Raw genomic sequence first — 20,803 nt, forward strand, 5'->3', positions numbered from 1 at the left:
TCATTAAGTTTGGAAGTCCGAAAGGGGATACCCCTTTACCCCATAAAATTATTTTGTTGTTGTTGAGAAAAGACAAATGAGCCACCTCCGCGCTTCATCAGAAAACTGAAGGAACCTCCATTGAATCGAACTAATATTTTTTTTGGTGAATCGCATTCTGACTGGTTGCCTGTCAGAGGCGGAGAATCTGGTGATTTTGTTTTTCGACGTGGTGACGGGCATGCCTTCGCGAAAATCGCACCTGCTTCCCGCCGCGGTGAGCTCGCTGGAGAGCGTGACCGCCTCATTTGGCTCAAAGGTCGAGGTGTGGCTTGCCCCGAGGTGATCAACTGGCAGGAGGAACAGGAGGGTGCATGCTTGGTGATAACGGCAATTCCGGGAGTACCGGCGGCTGATCTGTCTGGAGCGGATTTGCTCAAAGCGTGGCCGTCAATGGGGCAGCAACTTGGCGCTGTTCACAGCCTATCGGTTGATCAATGTCCGTTTGAGCGCAGGCTGTCGCGAATGTTCGGACGCGCCGTTGATGTGGTGTCCCGCAATGCCGTCAATCCCGACTTCTTACCGGACGAGGACAAGAGTACGCCGCAGCTCGATCTTTTGGCTCGTGTCGAACGAGAGCTACCGGTGCGGCTCGACCAAGAGCGCACCGATATGGTTGTTTGCCATGGTGATCCCTGCATGCCGAACTTCATGGTGGACCCTAAAACTCTTCAATGCACGGGTCTGATCGACCTTGGGCGGCTCGGAACAGCAGATCGCTATGCCGATTTGGCACTCATGATTGCTAACGCCGAAGAGAACTGGGCAGCGCCAGATGAAGCAGAGCGCGCCTTCGCTGTCCTATTCAATGTATTGGGGATCGAAGCCCCCGACCGCGAACGCCTTGCCTTCTATCTGCGATTGGACCCTCTGACTTGGGGTTGATGTTCATGCCGCCTGTTTTTCCTGCTCATTGGCACGTTTCGCAACCTGTTCTCATTGCGGACACCTTTTCCAGCCTCGTTTGGAAAGTTTCATTGCCAGACGGGACTCCTGCAATCGTCAAGGGATTGAAACCTATAGAAGACATTGCTGATGAACTGCGCGGGGCCGACTATCTGGTATGGCGCAATGGGAGGGGAGCAGTCCGGTTGCTCGGTCGTGAGAACAATCTGATGTTGCTCGAATATGCCGGGGAGCGAATGCTCTCTCACATCGTTGCCGAGCACGGCGACTACCAGGCGACCGAAATTGCAGCGGAACTAATGGCGAAGCTGTATGCCGCATCTGAGGAACCCCTGCCTTCTGCCCTTCTCCCGATCCGGGATCGCTTTGCAGCTTTGTTTCAGCGGGCGCGCGATGATCAAAACGCAGGTTGTCAAACTGACTACGTCCACGCGGCGATTATAGCCGATCAAATGATGAGCAATGCCTCGGAACTGCGTGGGCTACATGGCGATCTGCATCATGAAAACATCATGTTCTCCAGTCGCGGCTGGCTGGTGATAGATCCCGTCGGTCTGGTCGGTGAAGTGGGCTTTGGCGCCGCCAATATGTTCTACGATCCGGCTGACAGAGACGACCTTTGTCTCGATCCTAGACGCATTGCACAGATGGCGGACGCATTCTCTCGTGCGCTGGACGTCGATCCGCGTCGCCTGCTCGACCAGGCGTACGCTTATGGGTGCCTTTCCGCAGCTTGGAACGCGGATGGAGAAGAGGAGCAACGCGATCTAGCTATCGCGGCCGCGATCAAGCAGGTGCGACAGACGTCATACTAGATATCAAGCGACTTCTCCTATCCCCTGGGAACACATCAATCTTACCGGAGAATATCGTTGGCCAAAGCCTTAGCGTAGGATTTCGCCCTCTCCCGCAAACGACCCCAAGAAAAACAGGCGTAGAGTTTAAAAAAATCTATGCCCCTGACAATGCAAAAGCAGAACTTTTAGACCGTCAAAGCCTTTGGAACATCGTTGAAAAAGTTGAAAACCGTAAAAACTCAGTCCTAGCAAGAGAGTTTGAAATTGCCTTTCCCCAAGAGCTAAACGCAGAACAACGCCAACAGCTCCTAGATGATTTATGCAAAAAGATTGTAGAGCGTCATAACGTCATCGTTGATGCTGTCATTCATGCCCCGCATACAAGGGGTGGAAGTGATGAACGAAACTATCATGCTCATATTCTGTTTACGAGCCGACAGCTAGACAAAGACACAGGCGAGTTTTCTAAAAATAAATTTCGTGATTTCAACAAAGAGAAATCATCCGAAACGGTTGCAGCTTGGCGTAAAGACTTTGCCGATCTTGCAAATCACTACCTAGAAAAAAATAACTTTGATGCCCGTATAGATCACCGCAGCTATGCAGACCGAGGAATTGATTTAGAAGCTACCTTGCATGAAGGAAGCGCAGTTACAGCCATGAAGCGTAAATATGAGCGTGAACAATTAAAACCAGTTGAAGAACGAAATCCAAAAATCATCATGCCGATCATTGCCCTAGAAAATAATGCAATCAAGGCTAGAAACGCTGAAAAACAGCAGATTTTAAAAGGATTAGAGCAAGAAATTGTCCTATCCAAAAAGGTTTTAGATGGTTTAAAGCAACTGGAACGGACTCAAAAAGCAAAAGATCAGCATGAAGCCGAGATTAGAGCCACAAAACAAGCTCATACAGCCACGGAAGCAAAAATACGTACAGAACCACCAAAACCTCAAGAAAATCGCTTAGAGCGCAAATCAGCGCAATCTAGCCCTATTGTTCAAGACACTTCGATAAGTGATAAAAAAATTGCTGTTCGTCTTTTTGAAACTAAAGTTCGCGCTTTAGCTGAAAAAATCCACCATCAGGAACTAGAAAACATCAAACAAAAAATGGGTGAATACATGGAATTGAGTAAAAATTTACTCAATCAGATAGAAACCCATAAAGAAAATAAGCCATTCAACCCCTTTAAAATCAAGGCATGGACAAAAGAATTAGATGATTTAGTCCATAAACATGACAATGGTATCAAAGCCCAGTATGACAACCTGAAAACCGATTATCAGAGAATAAAAAATCTTGGTGTTACACATGAACATTGGAAAAAAGCAGATGCTCAAATGTACCAGCTTGATAAAAACGCATATCAGAAGATCAAAGCGTTTGAGATAGAACTCAATGAGCGTAATTCAGCTATCAACATTAAAAAATCTTTAGAACAAGACAACGATAAGGGTCGTTAAATCTATCCTTTTTGTCTTTTAATTAAGAATATTTAAACAATATCAATATTTTATTAGCGAGTGTCTACGAGCGACACAACGAAAAGTTGCGCCTAGACTCCCTGAAAAACCGTTTTTAAGTGCCTTGAATCCTAGAAAACTCATATTTCCATGCAGACATTAGCACCTAGACCGAGCGAAGCGAGTGAAAAAACTATGAGCGAAGCGAATCCATAGTCGCTTTTGCTTTTTGAAGTCACAAACAGGATTAGAAAATAACTGCCCCCACGACCGAGCAAAGCGAGGTCAAAAAGTACGAGCAAAGCGAGTACATAGGGCAGTTATCCACAGTTTTTTTTAAATTTTTTCTTTTTTTAATATTTTTTAATATTTTTAAATATTTTTAGCTCCTCGCTATGCCTTGCTCTACGTGGCTTTGACGGGGGTAACTATGACAGATTGACGCACAACTATGACAGATTGACGCACAACTATGACAGATTGACGCACTAACTATGACAGATTGACGCACTTTTATGACATTTACAAACTTGTCATAGTATGACAATATAAAACTATGTCATAATTATAAGGTAATGTATAAAAGTGAATAGTGATTTAATCGTGATGGACAATAAGCTGATCAGAGCTTCTTACCGACTTACCACAAATGAATTGCGCTTAATTTACTGCGCTATATCCAAAATGCCCAAGAATGAACCTATCGACCATAAAACGCCTTACTATGTGACCAAAGAGGACTTTATTAAGCTGGGGGTAGAGAGGTGGTCCCACTTGTTTGAACAACTAAAAGCGTATTTATAAGTGATATTCCGCTCTAGTTAAGCCACCTTGTTTTGTTGGGGTAGCTGATCATAGTAAAACTCATTTGGTGTCATTTTGTCTAGACTCGAATGAGGTCGTTTCAAATTATAAAACTCAAAATATGCACTTAATTGCTTTTTCGCATCTGTGACACTGCTATAAGCTTTGAGATACACCTCTTCATATTTAACGCTCCGCCATAATCGTTCAACCATCACATTATCTACCCATCGACCTTTACCATCCATACTGATTTGAATGCCATTTGATTTCAATACATCAATAAATGCATCACTGGTAAACTGGCTGCCTTGGTCTGTATTAAATATTTCAGGTCGACCATATTTTTCAATCGCTTCATTTAAAGCCGAAATACAAAAATCCACCTCCATACTAATCGATACCCTATGCGCAAGTACCTTGCGGCTATGCCAATCAATCACAGCACATAAATAAACAAAGCCTTTTGCCATAGGGATATACGTTATATCCGTAGACCACACTTGATTACTGCGCTGAATAGCCAACCCTTTGAGCAGATATGGATATTTACGGTGAGCTTGATTAGCCTGGCTTAAATTTGGTTTGCAATATAACGCCTGTGTCAGTTCCACAAATAAATCAGAGTTTACACAAATAAACTAGAGCAAGAATCAAAAGTATATTATCTATATGCTTTAATTTTTCCTTTTCTAAAAATATATGCCTGTTAATAATGACAAAATAACGACTATTGATTGCTTCCCAAACGATAATATTAGTCGAGTGGTTTATAGATATGGTGGACTTGTTCGAAATGAAGATAACGACTCAACTAATCCTTTTGTTGAAGTGTTATTAATTGAGATTAGAAAAAGTGATCAATGGTTGTTTTTAGATAAGTGCTCAACATTCCTTGTTCCAGTACTTGATCTTGATGCTGTTCAACATGGCAGTATTTGGGATGGAAATATTTTAACCGATCAATCCTATAGATTTTCAGGAAAACTCATCACAAAACGATTTTCTTTCGACTTAACCAATAATAAACCTAAGAACATAAAACTTACGGACAGAATCCCCAATACGTCAGAGTACTACATTCCATTAAAAAACTATTTTCTCCCCAATAAAGTTGATTATGTTCTACAAGGCTATCCATTCACTAAATACACCAATGACTCATATCGTAAAGTGAATCACTGCTTAATGCATTCTAATGATGGAACTCAAGTCATCACTTCCTCAATTCATGTTTTGCATAGCTTATTCGTCAATCGTAAGGATATTCGCGGACTCTTATTAGGAACTTCAAGCCAATCCATCATTAATCGCTTTTTAGAATCTTATACAACAGAAGTTGAGAATGATAATATTGAATATAAAATAAAAATCAGAAAGCCCTATGAAGATATTGGCGAGACTGCAATTATTTTTCTTGCCAATCTAGCCTTAAATCAGCATGTTCAGACGATAGTTGATAAAATCCAAAGAAGTATGGAGATTACTGAGTTTAATCATCTTCAGCATGGCACAGGCACACGATATCCAATTGTATTTCCGCCACACCCTACAAAGCTTTTTCTTGAAGCAGAAGGAATTTGGCTAGATGACAATAAGACACGCTTTTTTATTACTAGAGTGAAAAAATGTGATCCTATTAACGATCACATGATTGATGTCAATAAAGACCTTACTAATACTATTTCAAAACCTGATGAAAAAAACCCTCGTCCTCGTGAAAAAAGTCAAAATAAAAATGAGCATATCAATACACAAAAACCACCATCAAGAACAAGCGGTGAATACCGTAAGCGTTCTGATGTGGAAACTGGAAATACACAAGATATTTTGAAGTATTCTTTTAATGAACCAAACAATGATCCAATTGAAGTTGGCACACCCAATCATCCATATTCAGATAAATCAGAAGAGGTTGAAACGTCATCTGATAAACCTTATGGCAATAAAAATACTAAGATTAAAAAATCTGAAACTACAGATACACCACCTAGCAGAGATGAGCGCTTTGATATTCAATATATTATTCAATCCCTCCAAGAACTTGCTTCTGAAATGGGTTCTCCTCTAGAACATCTGTCTGCAATTAATGAACATGGTGAAATGATAGCGAGTATTAATTTGCTTCAAATCAAAAAACTTGTGCCTGAACCCAAGCATCCTTCATGGATTGATTATGATAAAGGGCGAAAATTATTGTTCTTAAAATTAGACTTAAAAGATCAAAATGGATTTTCCTATCTCATCGATATACATAAAAATAAAAATCATGAAGCATTTTGTGCATTTCTTATTTTTACTCAGAATAAGTTAACAAGCGAACAAATTAAAAAAATCTGTATTGAACTAGAAAGTGCCAAGGGAATAAAAAAATGGGCACTCTACTGTGATAGTTTCATTCATAAAATGATTGCAATAAAACATTTATACGCAACACCAGATGAATGGAAAAATCGCTTTAAAAACTTGTTCATCAGCTTACAGAAGTAGGTGGTTTTCTAATTAAAGAATATTTTTATACAACCATATATGCATGAAATTACTTGGTATTTACTTTTTTCTATAAATTTGCGAAATAGAAAAGAGTGAAATTGTTGTCTATTTCGCCTATACTAGAAGTTCAGTTTACATTTCCATTCGTATTCACACACTTATGTTTTTGACTCCACCCTAGTTTATTTACCCATTTTTTTGTAAATAACTCATCACTGTCTAGTGATGTGGTGTAGTCGCTTGTGTGTTGTTTATATCACATCACTAGCCTTTATCTAAAACTATATAAATAGGCTATTTTTTATGTTTTCCAATGTACGAGAGCAATGGTTCTCGAATATCCGTGGTGATGTACTTTCGGGTATTGTCGTTGCTTTAGCACTCATTCCAGAGGCAATTGCTTTCTCTATTATTGCAGGTGTCGACCCCAAAGTCGGGCTATATGCTTCATTCTGTATTGCAGTCGTGATCTCATTTGTGGGTGGAAGACCTGGGATGATTTCCGCAGCAACAGGTGCGATGGCATTACTCATGGTCACACTCGTTAAAGAGCACGGACTTGAGTATCTACTTGCTGCAACAATTTTGACTGGTGTTATTCAAATTGTCGCAGGCTTCCTAAAATTAGGCGCTTTGATGCGGTTTGTGTCTAAATCTGTTGTTATTGGATTTGTGAATGCGCTTGCAATTCTCATTTTCATGGCTCAACTACCCGAATTAACCAATGTAACTTGGCATGTCTATGCAATGACTGCTGTTGGTTTGGGTATCATTTATTTATTCCCATTAATTCCTAAAATTGGTTCTTTAATTCCTTCTCCTTTAGTAACTATTGTTGTTCTAACTATTGCAGCAATATTCTTGGGCTTAGATATTCGTACAGTAGGTGATATGGGACAATTGCCTGACACACTTCCAGTATTTTTACTCCCTGATATTCCATTAAACCTTGAAACCTTAACAATTATTTTTCCATATGCAACAGCTTTAGCGGCTGTTGGTTTACTTGAATCAATGATGACAGCAACGATTGTTGATGATTTAACTGATACATCGAGTGATAAAAATCGTGAGTGTAAAGGTCAAGGGGTTGCCAATATTGCTTCAGGATTTATGGGTGGTATGGCTGGTTGCGCCATGATTGGACAATCCATTATTAACGTCAAATCAGGGGGGCGTACCCGATTATCAACGTTTTGTGCAGGAATATTCTTACTCATCATGGTAGTTTTTATCAGTGATTGGTTAAAAGTCATTCCTATGGCTGCTTTAGTTGCTGTGATGATCATGGTGTCAATTGGTACATTTAACTGGGATTCACTCAGAAATATTCGCCAGTATCCTCTCTCAAGTAATATCGTGATGATTGCTACAGTGGTTGTCGTAGTGGCGACACATAACTTAGCTTACGGAGTCTTGATTGGGGTATTGCTTTCAGCTCTATTCTTCGCCAACAAAATCGAACGATATATGGCGGTTCAATCTGTATTGGATGATGCTGAAAATACGAGAACTTACATTGTTAAGGGACAAGTCTTCTTCAGCTCTGCTGATAAATTTACAGCAGCATTTGACTTTAAAGAAGCCATCTCAAAAGTCGTGATTGATGTGAGCCAAGCACATTTTTGGGATGTTTCAGCCGTTGCAGCAGTTGATAAAGTTGTCATTAAGTTTAAACGAGAAGGCACTGACGTTGAATTAATCGGTATGAATGAAGCAAGTCAAACAATGGTTGAAAAGTTTGGTATTCACGATAAACCAGATGCTTTGGATCGCTTGGGTAATCACTAATAGGAGTTGGAACAATGTCAAAAATAATTGCATGCATAGATGGCGCACTCGGTACAAATACCGTATGTGATTATGCAGCTTGGTTTAGTCAAAAACTTAACGCACCTCTTGAACTTTTACACGTAATCGATACCCCCAAAGCTCAAGCACCTCAAGATTTGAGTGGCGCAATTGGCTTAGGTAGCCGCGAAACACTTTTGCAAGAGTTGGTTGAGCTTGAAGAACGCAAGGGCAAAATTGAAATTGAACATGGAAAAATCTTGCTCAGAGAGGCAAAAAAATATGTACTCGACAAGTTCAGTATCGATGCTCATAGTTTTCAACGTCATGGTAGTTTATTAGAAACAGTTATTGCACTAGAAGAAGATATTCGTGTGTTGATTATGGGTAAACACGGCACTCAGACTGAATATCGTTCTGACAAAATTGGTTCGCAGATCGAAAGTGTTGTCCGTGCTATTCATAAACCCGTATTGATTACATCCTCTCCATTCCAAAAGCCACTATCCTTTTTAGTTGCTTTTGATGGTAGTCCAACTGCAAGAAAATGTGTTGAACGAATTGTGTCAAGCCCATTACTTAAAGGTCTTGCAGTACATTTGGTTTATATAGGAAATCCTAATAGTGAAATGCAAAATCAGCTCTCTTGGGCAAAAGAGCAACTTGAATCACAAGGTTTTAATATCACCTTGAATACGTTGGATGGTGAAGTTGATAAAGCAATTATCAATTACGCTGAACAGCATCAAATCGATTTGATTGTGGTTGGGGCTTATGGTCATTCAAAGATACGTCAATTTTTTATTGGTAGTACCACTACAAAAGTGATCACAAGCGCTAATAAGCCTGTCTTATTACTAAGATAGTTAAAGAAGGGAATAGATTCACAATCTATTCTCTAAATTTCTTATAAATTATAAAAAGGAAAAATGATGAATACATTGCTCTTTAATTAAGCTCCAACAATCTCTTCGTTCTTTGGCATAACTCAGGAAAAAGCTGATTGTAAAGGCGCAGATTTACTTTTACAATTAAGAGATAGGTACTTTAGAAAAATGAGTATTCAGATTTCATTAAAACTAATTATCTTCCTATTTTATAACTATGAAATCATAAGATTATTTAAACTTCAGTAGTGGCTCAATTAATTTAATGTACAAACACCAAACTTCAGAAATTCATAAGCATTATTTTGATAATCTCGTTTCAAACATTAAAGTTCAAGCGAGTGTGTATTTCACTGGTGATATTTGTGGTACACATGACTTTGAACAAGATGATAGGGAAAGCCACATTCACCTCATCAAAGATGGAAACGTCAGAGTTACAAATAATCTTGGTAAGGAAATCCCAATTGAAGAACCAAGTCTTGTTTTTTTACCAAGACCGTTTGCTCATCAATTGATTGTAAATGATCATAGCAATGCCACTGTAATATGCGGCACTATCAAATTAGGAATCGGTGGTAAAAACCCAATTACAACTTCACTGCCCGATTTAATTATTGTTAAATTAACTGAATTAAATGGAATAGAAAAGTATATTGATCTTATTTTTTTAGAGTCAATTTTAAATAAAAATGGTAATCAAGCTGTTCAAAATCGGCTATGTGAAATACTCATTATTAAAGTATTAAGCTATTGCTCTCAATATCCACTCACCTCCAAAGGAGTTTTTTCTGGTTTAAATGAACCAAGAATTGCTAAAGCTCTTCATGCAATCCACTCCGATCCTGCTGAACCATGGACTGTTGAACGTTTAGCATACGAGTCAAATTTATCTCGTGCCCATTTTTCCAATTTATTTCATCAAATTGTGGGCAATACCCCCCTCGAATATTTAACCATATGGAGGTTACTTATGGCACAAAAATTCCTTTGTCAGGGTGTAACGCTAGAAAGAATTGCATCAGAGGTTGGATACTCAAGTGCGAGTGCTTTAACACGTGCATTTTCTAAACATTTAGGAATCTCTCCAACCCAATGGCTGAAATTGACAGCAGAAAACTCTCTATAACCATACGCTCAGTATAGATTTCAAGACTATTAGTATAATCATGACGAATGAATCGGGCTAAGCTTTCTCTAACCATTCATTCTTTAATTGAGTACATACTGATGAATTCACCTTATCTAAAAAATCTTGGTCCTATAAACTACGACTCTGCTGAAGGTCAACAAAAGCAACTCTTAGAGAAGGCTCTAAACCAAGTGGGCTTTATTCCAAATATGTATGCCAACATGGTCAATGTCCCTGCGATCCTTAGCACTTATCTACATGGATATGATGCGTTTAGGAGTAATTCTGGTTTTAGTCCTGTCGAGCAAGAAATTATTTTCTTAGCAATCAGCCAAGTAAATGGTTGTAATTATTGTACAGCAGCCCACAGTATGTTGGCGGATAAAGTATCTGGTGTTCCAAAAGACATTTTAAATTCGATCAGAACCAATCAACCAATCCAAGATAAAAAATTGAAAGCATTATTCGAGGTTGCTCAAGATATTGTCACTCACTATGGCCAACCCTCTTCCGATATAGTTAAAGCTTTTTTTGATATAGGTTACTCTGAATTACAGTTATTAAACATTATCTTAGCTACATCAGTGAAAGTGCTTAGTAATTATACTAATCACGCCTTTGCAACTGAGATTGATACACAATTTTCTAAGTACCGTATCGATTGAATGACCAATTTTTGATTTCACACAAAACTTTAATTCGTTGCGTCAGATACTCAATCTATAGGCTACTTAAATGAAAAATTTTATTTTTAAATTAGTTGCTTGCTTAAATATTTTTCTAGTTACGATCGGACAGGTCTCAGCTAAAACACAGGATCACATAATGGAACATACCACTACACCTCGTGTGATCTTTTTTGATGTCAATGAAACTCTTCTTGATTTAGAACCACTTAAAAAATCGGTAAGTAATGTACTCAATAACAATTCTGATCTCATGAAATTGTGGTTTACAACAATGTTGCAATACTCTTTAGTAGAAACCTCGACTAAACAATATCATGACTTTGGTCAGGTTGGCTTAGCATCATTAGTCATGGTAGCTAACAACCAAGGAATTACTCTGTCTGAAGAAAAAGCTCGTCAAGCACTCATACCTATCCTTCATTTGCCAGCTCATCAGGATGTAAGAAGCGGACTTAAACTTCTAAAACAAAAAGGATATAAAATCTATGCTCTAACAAACTCTTCTAAATCCTCAGTTGAGAAACAATTAACTAATGCGAATATAATTGACCTATTTGATGGATACCTGAGCGCTGGGGAATTGGAAAGCTATAAACCTAATTTAAAGGTCTATCAATGGGCTGCTCAGAAGGTACAAACACCAATAGAAAATTCCATGTTAGTCGCCGCACATGGTTGGGATATTACTGGTGCGCAAAATGCTAATATGAAAACCGCATTCATTTCAAGAAAAGGACAATCCTTATACCCATTGGCGCAAAAACCTAATTATATTTTTGCAAATATTGTAGATTTAGCAAATGCGTTACCCAGTATAAAGCATTAAGTATAAATGTTATATTCTTCAGCAAGATGAATATAACATTTAAATTAACCTCCCCAGAGTTCTACAAACGGCCTCAATATTATTTTAGAAATAAATATTAAGTGAAAATGGAATAAAGATCATGACTTTTCAAAACACATCGGTCTTTGACGATCCTAAATTTATTGCTCATTTACGATCTCAGATGCTTCATTTTGCGACTTTACAACTTTCTGACTTCCATTTAGCAGAAGATGCCGTTCAAGATGCACTGATCAGTGCTTATGAATATGCTGATTCTTTTTCTGGTCGATCGGCCTATAGAACGTGGGTATTTGCAATTCTTAAAAATAAAATAATTGATCTGCTTCGGAAGCATAAAAGAACCACTTCTATTTCAAGCCTATGTGATGATGATGAATCAGAACAACTTTTTTTAGACAGGCTATTTGATCATAAAGGACTATGGCACATCAACCAAAGACCAGTTTCTTGGAGACTACCTGATGAAAGCATTGAAGATCAGGATTTTTGGAAAATATTTGAAGCCTGTTTAGAACACTTACCTGCTAAACAAGCACAAGTGTTTATGATGAGAGAATTTTTAGAATTAGAATCTGTTGAGATCTGTAATCAGTTAACAATGACTGTTAGCAATTTAAATGTACTCATTTATCGTGCTCGTCTAAAACTACGTGAATGTTTTGAAAATAAATGGGTAATGGAAGGAGAATGTGAATGCTAAATTGCCATCAAACGACTCAAATTCTTTCTGAAAAAATGGATAGACCTCTGAGTATGAAGGAAAAAATGTCAGTATTTATGCACACATCTATGTGCTCTGCATGTCGTAATTTTGAAAAGCAAATGGGGGAAATCAGGCACTTATCTAAGGAATTTCTAAAACAAGATTTTGTAGATGATAAGGAAAATAGAAAATAGCTAAATCTACTCAAGAACGAATCTTGAGTAGATAATTTGATTTTAAACAATCAGATCATAATTGCCCAATCAGGCAATAATCCTAATGCCATGATTTCAAGTTGCTTATCTAACCCTGTTAAAACAAGCAAGCCTAGAATAAGAATGATCCATCCCAAGATTTTTTTTACTTTAACAGCATTTTGCAATGAATCAGGCTTCACTTTTTTTAGTACTTTAGCAGATAACATACCTGCAACTAAGAGGACTAAAGCTGTACCCAAACCAAAACTCAACATAATCATAAAAGCTAATGACATTTGTTGCCCCATAGAGGCTAGGGCAATTGCAGCGCCTAAAGTTGGCCCAACACACGGCAACCAAACTAATCCCAATAACAAACCAAGGTTAAACTGACCCAGCCAGCCTCCGTGCCCACTATCTTGAGGATTAAAACGAGAAGTCAGCATAGATAGTTTTACACTTAGCCATTCTCCTAGCTGATGATGAATGAGCAAAATCGCAGTGAAGATCAATAGAATAGCGGCAAAATAACGAAATAACTCCGGATCAAGACCAGTATTAACTAAAATGAAACTGAGTAGTGTTCCTGCTACCGCAAATGAAATACTTAAACCTAAAGCAAGCGCATAAGGTCCAAATTTACTTTTACCTGCTGCGGAACCCATCACTATAGGTATTAATGGCCAAACGCAGGGTGAAAGAACTCCTAAAACACCTGCTATAAATGCTAAAGGAATTGCAGCTAATTCTAAAGCCATTTTATTTACTCACCACCTTGACTGCATCAAGTTGTTTAAAAATGGCTTCAGACTTGGTTTCTGCTACAGCAAACCAGATTTGCTTATTTCCTTTATAAAGTGCGAACGTCGACTGACGTGGTGCTTTAAAATATTTCACCCATTGCTTTTGTTTATCAAAATCAACTTCTAGCACTGTTATTCCACTGTTAGGATTTAGCGTTTGATAGTCTTTTAATATCTCATGTTGTTTTTTACATGTTGGACACCAATCTGCCCTTACATCAATTAGAAAAGCACTATTACTCTTTTTAAGCGTATTAAACTTTGCTTCAGTAAAAGGTTCAAATGTTAAAGCATAAACTGAACTTAATGAGCCCAACAAAGATAAAGTTGCAATTGCAACAGATTTTTTTAAGACATTGGCCATCAACATAAAAATTACCTCACAAATATTATAGAATTGCTATGCTCGATCAATATCTAGCATTTAATTTTATAGACGAGGTAGTATCTAGATCCCTTACACTTCTAGTGTAAACAATTGTAAATTTCACGTATGTCAGAATTAATGAAATTAAATACTTAATTATTGTAATAATTAGAGGTTCATCTATGTCTAAGCAATTATTTAACTGAGTAACTAATCGTGAGACTGAAACAAGGAAATAAGGGGCCAAACTTTGAACTACCTGATATCACAGGCATACAAGTAAATTTAGATGACTACAAGGGACAAAAAATCTTAGTTTCGTTTCAACGCTTTGCTGGCTGCCCATTTTGCAACTTAAGACTGCATCAAATGATTACTCGCTTTCCTCAGTGGCAGGAAGATTTAGCTGTGCTTGTCATCTTTGATTCTACTTTAGAAAACTTGCAACAGCATGCAAATGAACATAAACCACCATTCCCTGTTCTAGCGGATGAAAAGAATACTGCTTATCAAGATTATGGAGTTGAATACTCTTGGTTGGGTGTTTTGAAAGGGTCAATATGTCGCTTCCCAACAATGATCAAAGCTCTTGCTAAAGGCTATGTACCGAAATCAATGAGTGGAAAAAAGGATACAATGCCTGCAAGCTTTCTAATTGACGAAGATGGCATCATCCAAGTCAGTTATTATGGCCAAGATGAAGGCGACTATATTCCATTTGATATTATTGAAAGTTTTATTCAAAATAAATGAAAATGAGGAGCTATGACTCCTCATGCCATTTTATACTCCTATAATCCAAATTCAAGTCACTTTCCCATTTAATAATTTGAAAATACGGTGATAAATCAAAGTCTCTAGGTACAAAAAGACTATAATGTCTGACTTTGAAAATTTCGTTAACACAACCTAGACAATAGTGCTCGGTATGTGAGTGAATGATAGGTAATATTGGATATTTAATAGATTGAAATGCTTGAGCAATCAAAGTTGAACATATCGCTTTCGTTGGCTCACCACTCCCTAAAAATAGAGTCCTACTCTTTGAAATAAAGGGTGCAATCAAACTTACTGGAAATAAATATCTCGCTAAATCAATAATATTTTTTAGATCATATTCAATTCCGACACGTTCTAATGCAAATTGTACAACTTGCAGGCATTCTTGGTCAGTTAAAGCTATCGGACGACAAATTCTTAGATTATGGTTAAGATAATGGTCGAGTGAAATAAGTCTTACCCCCTCCTCAATATCTGCTTCAACTAATGCATGCATATCCACACCATTAATTTTTTTGATACCGATATAAAGCGCTGCATGAGACCAATTGGATTGTGTTAAGTATTTAATATAATTACTAATCCGACTATCACCTTCAACAAGTAGAACATCTGCTACTCTCAAACTTGAAATCAATTTAGCTTTTGAATCGGGCAAATTCGGTCGATGCTGATGGCTTGGTTTAGCTAAAACTTTTACAATACATTTACTCAGAGATACGAGTATTCCATGTCCCATTTTATACTCCCAATTTTTTAGAACTTAATTTAATTATTTTAGTCTTGGCTATTAATTAGACGTACACTCCAATATTTATATTACAACTATTTTTTTCATCAAATGTAAGATAAAAACAGGTCAAACCGACTAAACAATAACGACAACAATGGGATAAAAAATGAAATCTACAATTGAAATGCTTGAAATAACAGATTTCCCCATCATTCAACGTGATCAGCTCCTAACACTTCAAGTAAATTTAGGGTATCGATGTAATTTATCTTGCGTACATTGTCACGTCGCAGCTGGCCCACATCGCACTGAAATGATGTCAGAAGAATTAGTCGAACTCGTTATAGAAGTTTTAAAGAAAAAAAATATTCAGAGCTTAGACTTAACAGGGGGGGCACCAGAAATGCATCCTCAGTTTAAACGACTCGTAAAAGTTGCTAGATCATTAGATGTCACTGTCATAGATCGATGTAACCTCACAATCTTGATGGAGCCAGACTATATTGATATGGCTGAATTTTTAGCAGATCAAAGTGTTGAGATCGTTGCATCACTACCTTGTTATTCAGCAACAAATGTCGATAAACAACGCGGTAAAGGCGTTTTCGAGCATAGTATTGATGCTCTTAAACAACTCAATCGCTTGGGCTATGGTCATCATAATTCAAATCTCATCTTAAATCTCGTTTATAACCCTTTGGGGGCAACACTTCCTCCTGACCAAAAAAAACTTGAGCAACAGTATAAAAAAGAATTATTTGATCAGTTTGGTATTGAGTTTAATCAATTATTTACGATTACCAATATGCCTATTCAGCGATTCGGAGCCATCCTGCTCGCAAAAAATGAATTTTCATCCTATATGACTTTATTAAAACAAAATTATTCGGCTGCAAACCTAGAACATGTGATGTGTAAATCAACGATTAGTGTCGATTGGCAAGGAAATTTATATGATTGTGATTTTAATCAACAGCTTAAGTTAAAGACACTCAATCCAAAACTTAGATACCTTAAAGATCTTCTTCACTCAACTTTAAGTCATTCAGATATTCATATTGCTGATCATTGCTATGGATGTACAGCAGGTCAAGGTAGTAGTTGTGGCGGTGCTTTGAGTGAAAAGGAGCAATAAAATGAAAAAAATGATAATTATAGCCGTTATTATTTCTGCGATTTTTGCATTCTTTGCGTTTAATGGTCAGCAATATTTCAATCTAGAGTATATTCAAAGCCAATTACAGCTTTTCCATTCGTGGCGAGATGAAAATCCAATTCTTTCTGCATCCATATTTTTCCTCATATATGTCCTAGTGGCGGCTTTGTCTCTACCCGGAGCAGCTGTAATGACACTGCTTGCTGGTGCGTTATTTGGCATTTTGTGGGGCACAATTCTCGTTTCATTTGCTTCTAGTATCGGTGCATTATTTGCATTCTTAATCGCGCGATTTGTTCTGCGTGATTATATTGAACAACGCTTCCCGAGCTATCTTAAAAAGATCAATAAAGGGATTGAGAAAGATGGTGCAATGTATTTATTCACCTTACGTCTTGTTCCAGTGATTGCTTTTTTTATTATTAACCTTGTGATGGGGATTACTCGCATTAAAGCACGTACATTTTATATTGTCAGTCAAATAGGGATGCTGGCTGGAACGATAGTCTATGTAAATGCGGGTACACAACTCGCTAAAATTGAGGACCTTTCTGATATTGTTTCTTTACCTATTTTACTGTCTTTTGCATTATTAGCCACTTTTCCATGGATTATTAAAATAATACTTTCAATTTTTCAAAAAAGAAAAATATATCAGAAATGGAGCAAACCAAAGCATTTTGATCGTAACTTGATTGTTATTGGTGCTGGTGCTGCTGGGTTAGTATCCTCGTATATTGCTGCAACTGTAAAAGCAAAAGTGACTTTAGTCGAAGCACATAAAATGGGAGGTGATTGCCTAAACTATGGCTGCGTCCCAAGTAAGGCATTGATTAGTTGTGCGAAAACAGTCAAAACAATTAAAGATGCCGAAATAAATGATATTAGTTGCTCAAAGTTTTCGGTGAATTTCAAAGCCGTCATGAATCGTGTTCATCAAGCTATAAAAAAAATTGAGCCTCACGACAGTATTGATAGATACACACAGCTTGGCGTAGATGTCAAAACAGGTTATGCCACAATAATTTCTCCTTGGGAGGTAGAAATTAAAGATGAAAAAGGCATTGTCGAACGATTAACGACAAGAAGTATTATCATTGCGACGGGTGCTCATCCTTTTGTTCCTCCCTTATCTGGACTTGAAGATGTTGGTTATCTAACGAGTGATACATTATGGGACAAATTTTCTACCTACGAACAAGCTCCTTCACGTTTGATTGTGCTTGGTGGAGGACCAATCGGATGTGAACTATCACAAGCTTTTTCAAGATTGGGATCAACAGTATTTCAAATTGAAATGTCTAATCTCATTCTTTCTCGTGAAGATAGCGAAGTATCTCAATATATCAAACAAAATCTTGAACAAGACGGTGTTCAAGTCTTAACACAACATAAAGCAATTCGTTGTGAATGCAAAAATGGAGTTAAACAACTTTGGGTAGAACATCAAAACCAAGAATATGCGATTGAATTCGATGAAATTATTGTCGCTGTAGGCCGTAGTGCGCGATTAACTGGATATGGCCTAGAACAACTAGGCATCGAAACACAGCGAACCGTAATCACTAACGACTACCTAGAAACATTATATCCCAATATTTTTGCAGCAGGTGATGTGGCTGGCCCTTATCAGTTTACACACACCGCGGCACATCAAGCATGGTATGCCACTGTTAATGCTTTATTTGGAACGTTCAAAAAATTTAAAACTGATTATCGTGTTATTCCATGGATCACTTTTGTCGATCCAGAAGTTGCTCGTGTAGGTTTAAATGAACAAGAAGCCAAAGAAAAAAATATCCCGTATGAAGTGACAACATATGGCATTGATGATCTCGATCGCGCAATCACGGATGGACATGATGCTGGCTGGATAAAAGTACTGACTGTACCCAATAAAGATAAAATCTTAGGTGTCACTATCGTTGGGTATCATGGTGGCGAACTTCTCGCTGAATTTGTTCTGGCGATGAAGCATGGTTTAGGACTTAACAAAATACTTGGCACGATACACCCTTATCCAACCTTAAATGAAGCAAATAAATATGTTGCAGGTGAATGGAAACGTGCGCATGCACCGCAAAAGCTTTTAAAGCTGGCTGAGCGATATCATGCGTGGAGAAGAAAATGAACCTTATTTTATCACGCCTTTTCGTAGGTTTCTTTGGCTTATCTGTGACCCTCAGTTTTGCTAACGTTGATCATCAAGCATTTGATCAATTACTTAAGAAAAATGTACTTAGTTTAAAAGGCGGTCAAGTTACACAAGTAAAGTATGATCAGCTTAAATTATCTACCGAACATCAACAGCTTCGTTCGTATTTAAAAAGAATAGAGCAAATTAGAAAATCAGAGTTTGATGCATGGTCCAAAGCAGAGCAAATGACTTTTTTGATTAATGCATACAATGCTTGGACGATTGAACTCATTTTAAGCAAATACCCTGATTTATCTTCAATTCGTGACTTAGGATCATTAATACAAACACCATGGAAAAAGAAATTCATACCATTGCTTGATAAGAAATATTCATTGGATGAAATCGAAGATCAGTTAAGAAAGTACAATGATCCTCGAATTCATTTTGCAGTAAATTGTGCCAGCATTGGCTGTCCAGCTTTACGCCCTGAAGCATATCAATCATCAAAATTAGATCAACAATTAGAACAAGCCACCTATTTATTTCTTTCAGATAAGAAACGTAACTATATTGAAAATGATACGATTTATATCTCTAGTATTTTTAAATGGTACAAAAAAGACTTTGAGTTGGGATGGAAACAAACTCATAGCGTATCTCAATTCTTAAGTATGTACCCCAAAGCTTTAAGCCTAAATTCAGTTCAAACAAATGCATTAAAACAGCAAAAAATTAAAATCAAATATTTAGAATATGATTGGAGGCTTAACAAAACACCATGAAGATAGCAATCATTATTCCCATTTTAAATGAAGCAGAAAATTTGCATGACTTAGCTGCCAACCTACATGCCCTATCACCTCCCGCTGATGAAGTCATCATCATAGATGGTGGCAGTACTGATATGAGTGTTTCGATTGCCCAATATTTCGGATTCAAAGTCACCCAGAGTGCTTCAGGTCGAGCACAGCAGATGAATCAAGGTGCATCTATCAGTACAGCGGATACATTTTTGTTTTTACATGCTGATACACGCTTACCTTCCAATGCACTAAGCAAAATTCGGCAGGTAAACCCACCATTTTGGGGGCGCTTCGATGTACAAATTGATCGCCCTCGATTTATTTTCCGACTGATCAGCTTCATGATGAATCTTCGCTCTCGTATCACTGGTATCGCAACAGGAGATCAAGCCATTTTCATCTCACGACAATTATTTGAAAAGATCGGTGGCTATCCAGATCAACCATTAATGGAAGATATTGAACTGTCTAAACAGCTCAAATCAGATCACCCACCACTTTGTTTAAAAAATAGAGTGATGACCTCAGCAAGACGATGGGAAAAATATGGGGTATGGAGGACGATTTGGTTGATGTGGCGGTTACGATTTTTATATTGGCGAGGCGTACCTACTCATAAATTGATAGGGGAATATCACTATGACTAACGCCACACGAATCATTATTTTTGCCAAGTATCCTCAAGCTGGAAATGTAAAAACACGCTTAATTCCCGAATTAGGTGCTGATCGTGCAGCACTTTTAGCACTTCAACTTCTCAATCATGCCGTTCATGAGGCTTTAAAAACAAATTTAGAAGTTGAGCTGTGTGTCTCCCCCAATCATGATCATCCTTGCTGGGAAGCACTGGATATTTGCCATAATTCAAGATTGATTTGGTCCAATCAAAGTTCTGGTGACTTAGGCGAACGCATGGCAACGGCTGTCCGTAACAACCTTATATCTCAGCCGAATCGTCATGTCATTTTGATTGGTACAGATTGTCCAGCTTTAGATCAAGATAAACTTCTTCAAGCTGCTGAGCAATTGAACTTTCATGACTCTGTACTCACTCCTGCTTTGGATGGAGGCTATGTCTTGATGGGAGTCAAAGCCTACAGCATCACTTTATTTGAAGGCATTGAATGGAGTACTTCTACTGTTTACAAAAGTACAAAAAATAAAATCCAGCAACTCGGTTGGTCTTGTTATCACTTCCCACAAGAGGCTGATATTGATACATCAGCGGATTTACACTATTTACCCGCGACTTGGATTTACTAAACTT

21 protein-coding genes and 1 pseudogene are annotated in these 20,803 nt (G+C 37.8%); 18 read left to right on the top strand and 4 right to left on the bottom strand.

All coding sequences use genetic code 11. The features are described 5' to 3' along the window. Positions 1 to 120: 120 nt before the first annotated feature. From aph(3'')-Ib to MZO21_RS13420, 4 genes are all read left to right on the top strand, one after another. Positions 121 to 924, top strand: coding sequence for an aminoglycoside O-phosphotransferase APH(3'')-Ib (gene aph(3'')-Ib / locus MZO21_RS13405; protein WP_001082319.1), 804 nt, complete (start codon positions 121 to 123; stop codon positions 922 to 924). After that, positions 924 to 1,760, top strand: coding sequence for an aminoglycoside O-phosphotransferase APH(6)-Id (locus MZO21_RS13410; protein ID WP_000480968.1), 837 nt, complete (start codon positions 924 to 926; stop codon positions 1,758 to 1,760). Before aph(3'')-Ib ends, MZO21_RS13410 begins: the two co-directional genes overlap by 1 nt. Continuing rightward, positions 1,664 to 3,208: a MobA/MobL family protein gene (locus tag MZO21_RS13415; RefSeq protein ID WP_005028401.1), complete on the top strand. Its 1,545-nt coding sequence runs from the start codon at positions 1,664 to 1,666 to the stop codon at positions 3,206 to 3,208. The genes MZO21_RS13410 and MZO21_RS13415 overlap by 97 nt, the downstream gene beginning before the upstream one ends. Positions 3,209 to 3,814: 606 nt before the next feature. Then, positions 3,815 to 4,012 carry a RepB family plasmid replication initiator protein gene (locus MZO21_RS13420; RefSeq protein ID WP_248104226.1) on the top strand — a complete coding sequence of 66 codons (198 nt, stop codon included), beginning with the start codon at positions 3,815 to 3,817 and terminating at the stop codon, positions 4,010 to 4,012. Positions 4,013 to 4,029: 17 nt separating this feature from the next. Here the strand turns inward: MZO21_RS13420 and MZO21_RS13425 are convergent. Further along, positions 4,030 to 4,614, bottom strand: a pseudogene (locus MZO21_RS13425) (IS3-like element ISAba14 family transposase); the annotation flags it as partial. A gap of 100 nt (positions 4,615 to 4,714) precedes the next feature. Here MZO21_RS13425 and MZO21_RS13430 point away from each other — a divergent pair. From MZO21_RS13430 to MZO21_RS15175, 8 genes are all read left to right on the top strand, one after another. Then, a complete protein-coding gene (locus MZO21_RS13430; protein WP_248103612.1) occupies positions 4,715 to 6,502 on the top strand; it encodes a hypothetical protein in 1,788 nt (595 codons plus the stop codon). 306 nt (positions 6,503 to 6,808) lie between these two features. After that, positions 6,809 to 8,296, top strand: a complete 1,488-nt coding sequence (locus MZO21_RS13435; protein WP_248103615.1) for a SulP family inorganic anion transporter — start codon at positions 6,809 to 6,811, stop codon at positions 8,294 to 8,296. A gap of 14 nt (positions 8,297 to 8,310) precedes the next feature. Further along, the gene (locus tag MZO21_RS13440; RefSeq protein ID WP_248103617.1) at positions 8,311 to 9,162 is read left to right on the top strand and encodes a universal stress protein; all 852 of its coding nucleotides are present in this window, start codon (positions 8,311 to 8,313) and stop codon (positions 9,160 to 9,162) included. 286 nt (positions 9,163 to 9,448) lie between these two features. Continuing rightward, the gene (locus MZO21_RS13445; RefSeq protein ID WP_248103620.1) at positions 9,449 to 10,312 is read left to right on the top strand and encodes an AraC family transcriptional regulator; all 864 of its coding nucleotides are present in this window, start codon (positions 9,449 to 9,451) and stop codon (positions 10,310 to 10,312) included. A gap of 101 nt (positions 10,313 to 10,413) precedes the next feature. Next, positions 10,414 to 10,980 carry a carboxymuconolactone decarboxylase family protein gene (locus MZO21_RS13450; RefSeq protein WP_248103622.1) on the top strand — a complete coding sequence of 189 codons (567 nt, stop codon included), beginning with the start codon at positions 10,414 to 10,416 and terminating at the stop codon, positions 10,978 to 10,980. A gap of 70 nt (positions 10,981 to 11,050) precedes the next feature. Further along, positions 11,051 to 11,830, top strand: a complete 780-nt coding sequence (locus MZO21_RS13455) for a haloacid dehalogenase type II (RefSeq protein WP_248103624.1) — start codon at positions 11,051 to 11,053, stop codon at positions 11,828 to 11,830. A gap of 121 nt (positions 11,831 to 11,951) precedes the next feature. Next, a complete protein-coding gene (locus MZO21_RS13460; protein WP_248103626.1) occupies positions 11,952 to 12,554 on the top strand; it encodes an RNA polymerase factor sigma-70 in 603 nt (200 codons plus the stop codon). 35 nt (positions 12,555 to 12,589) lie between these two features. After that, positions 12,590 to 12,751 carry a zf-HC2 domain-containing protein gene (locus MZO21_RS15175; protein WP_432613363.1) on the top strand — a complete coding sequence of 54 codons (162 nt, stop codon included), beginning with the start codon at positions 12,590 to 12,592 and terminating at the stop codon, positions 12,749 to 12,751. A 50-nt stretch (positions 12,752 to 12,801) separates the two neighbouring features. Here MZO21_RS15175 and MZO21_RS13465 read toward each other — a convergent pair whose 3' ends face one another. Together MZO21_RS13465 and MZO21_RS13470 are read right to left on the bottom strand one after the other, a co-directional pair. After that, complete coding sequence (locus MZO21_RS13465) at positions 12,802 to 13,512, bottom strand: cytochrome c biogenesis CcdA family protein (protein WP_248103627.1); 711 nt, start codon at positions 13,510 to 13,512, stop codon at positions 12,802 to 12,804. A gap of 1 nt (position 13,513) precedes the next feature. Beyond that, the gene (locus MZO21_RS13470) at positions 13,514 to 13,927 is read right to left on the bottom strand and encodes a thioredoxin family protein (RefSeq protein ID WP_248103630.1); all 414 of its coding nucleotides are present in this window, start codon (positions 13,925 to 13,927) and stop codon (positions 13,514 to 13,516) included. A gap of 213 nt (positions 13,928 to 14,140) precedes the next feature. Between MZO21_RS13470 and MZO21_RS13475 the strand changes: the two genes are divergently transcribed. After that, positions 14,141 to 14,677: a peroxiredoxin-like family protein gene (locus tag MZO21_RS13475; RefSeq protein ID WP_248103633.1), complete on the top strand. Its 537-nt coding sequence runs from the start codon at positions 14,141 to 14,143 to the stop codon at positions 14,675 to 14,677. A 10-nt stretch (positions 14,678 to 14,687) separates the two neighbouring features. On the opposite strand, the gene MZO21_RS13480 is transcribed toward MZO21_RS13475, so the two are convergent. After that, positions 14,688 to 15,443 (bottom strand): YiiX/YebB-like N1pC/P60 family cysteine hydrolase, encoded by a 756-nt coding sequence (locus MZO21_RS13480; protein WP_248103635.1) that lies wholly within the window; start codon positions 15,441 to 15,443, stop codon positions 14,688 to 14,690. Between the two features lie 160 nt (positions 15,444 to 15,603). Here MZO21_RS13480 and arsS point away from each other — a divergent pair, with 160 nt between their 5' ends. The 5 genes from arsS to MZO21_RS13505 are packed head-to-tail and all read left to right on the top strand — an operon-like array spanning position 15,604 to position 20,799. Continuing rightward, complete coding sequence (gene arsS / locus MZO21_RS13485; protein ID WP_248103636.1) at positions 15,604 to 16,572, top strand: arsenosugar biosynthesis radical SAM (seleno)protein ArsS; 969 nt, start codon at positions 15,604 to 15,606, stop codon at positions 16,570 to 16,572. Between the two features lies 1 nt (position 16,573). Then, positions 16,574 to 18,724, top strand: a complete 2,151-nt coding sequence (locus tag MZO21_RS13490) for an FAD-dependent oxidoreductase (protein ID WP_248103638.1) — start codon at positions 16,574 to 16,576, stop codon at positions 18,722 to 18,724. Further along, on the top strand, positions 18,721 to 19,515 hold the full coding sequence (locus MZO21_RS13495; protein WP_248103640.1) for a DUF547 domain-containing protein: 795 nt from the start codon (positions 18,721 to 18,723) through the stop codon (positions 19,513 to 19,515). Before MZO21_RS13490 ends, MZO21_RS13495 begins: the two co-directional genes overlap by 4 nt. Continuing rightward, positions 19,512 to 20,183: a TIGR04283 family arsenosugar biosynthesis glycosyltransferase gene (locus MZO21_RS13500; RefSeq protein WP_248103642.1), complete on the top strand. Its 672-nt coding sequence runs from the start codon at positions 19,512 to 19,514 to the stop codon at positions 20,181 to 20,183. The genes MZO21_RS13495 and MZO21_RS13500 overlap by 4 nt, the downstream gene beginning before the upstream one ends. Beyond that, on the top strand, positions 20,176 to 20,799 hold the full coding sequence (locus MZO21_RS13505) for a TIGR04282 family arsenosugar biosynthesis glycosyltransferase (RefSeq protein ID WP_248103643.1): 624 nt from the start codon (positions 20,176 to 20,178) through the stop codon (positions 20,797 to 20,799). The genes MZO21_RS13500 and MZO21_RS13505 overlap by 8 nt, the downstream gene beginning before the upstream one ends. Positions 20,800 to 20,803 lie beyond the last annotated feature (4 nt).

The sequence above is a fragment of the Acinetobacter portensis genome, assembly GCF_023158935.1.
Taxonomy (GTDB): domain Bacteria; phylum Pseudomonadota; class Gammaproteobacteria; order Pseudomonadales; family Moraxellaceae; genus Acinetobacter; species Acinetobacter faecalis.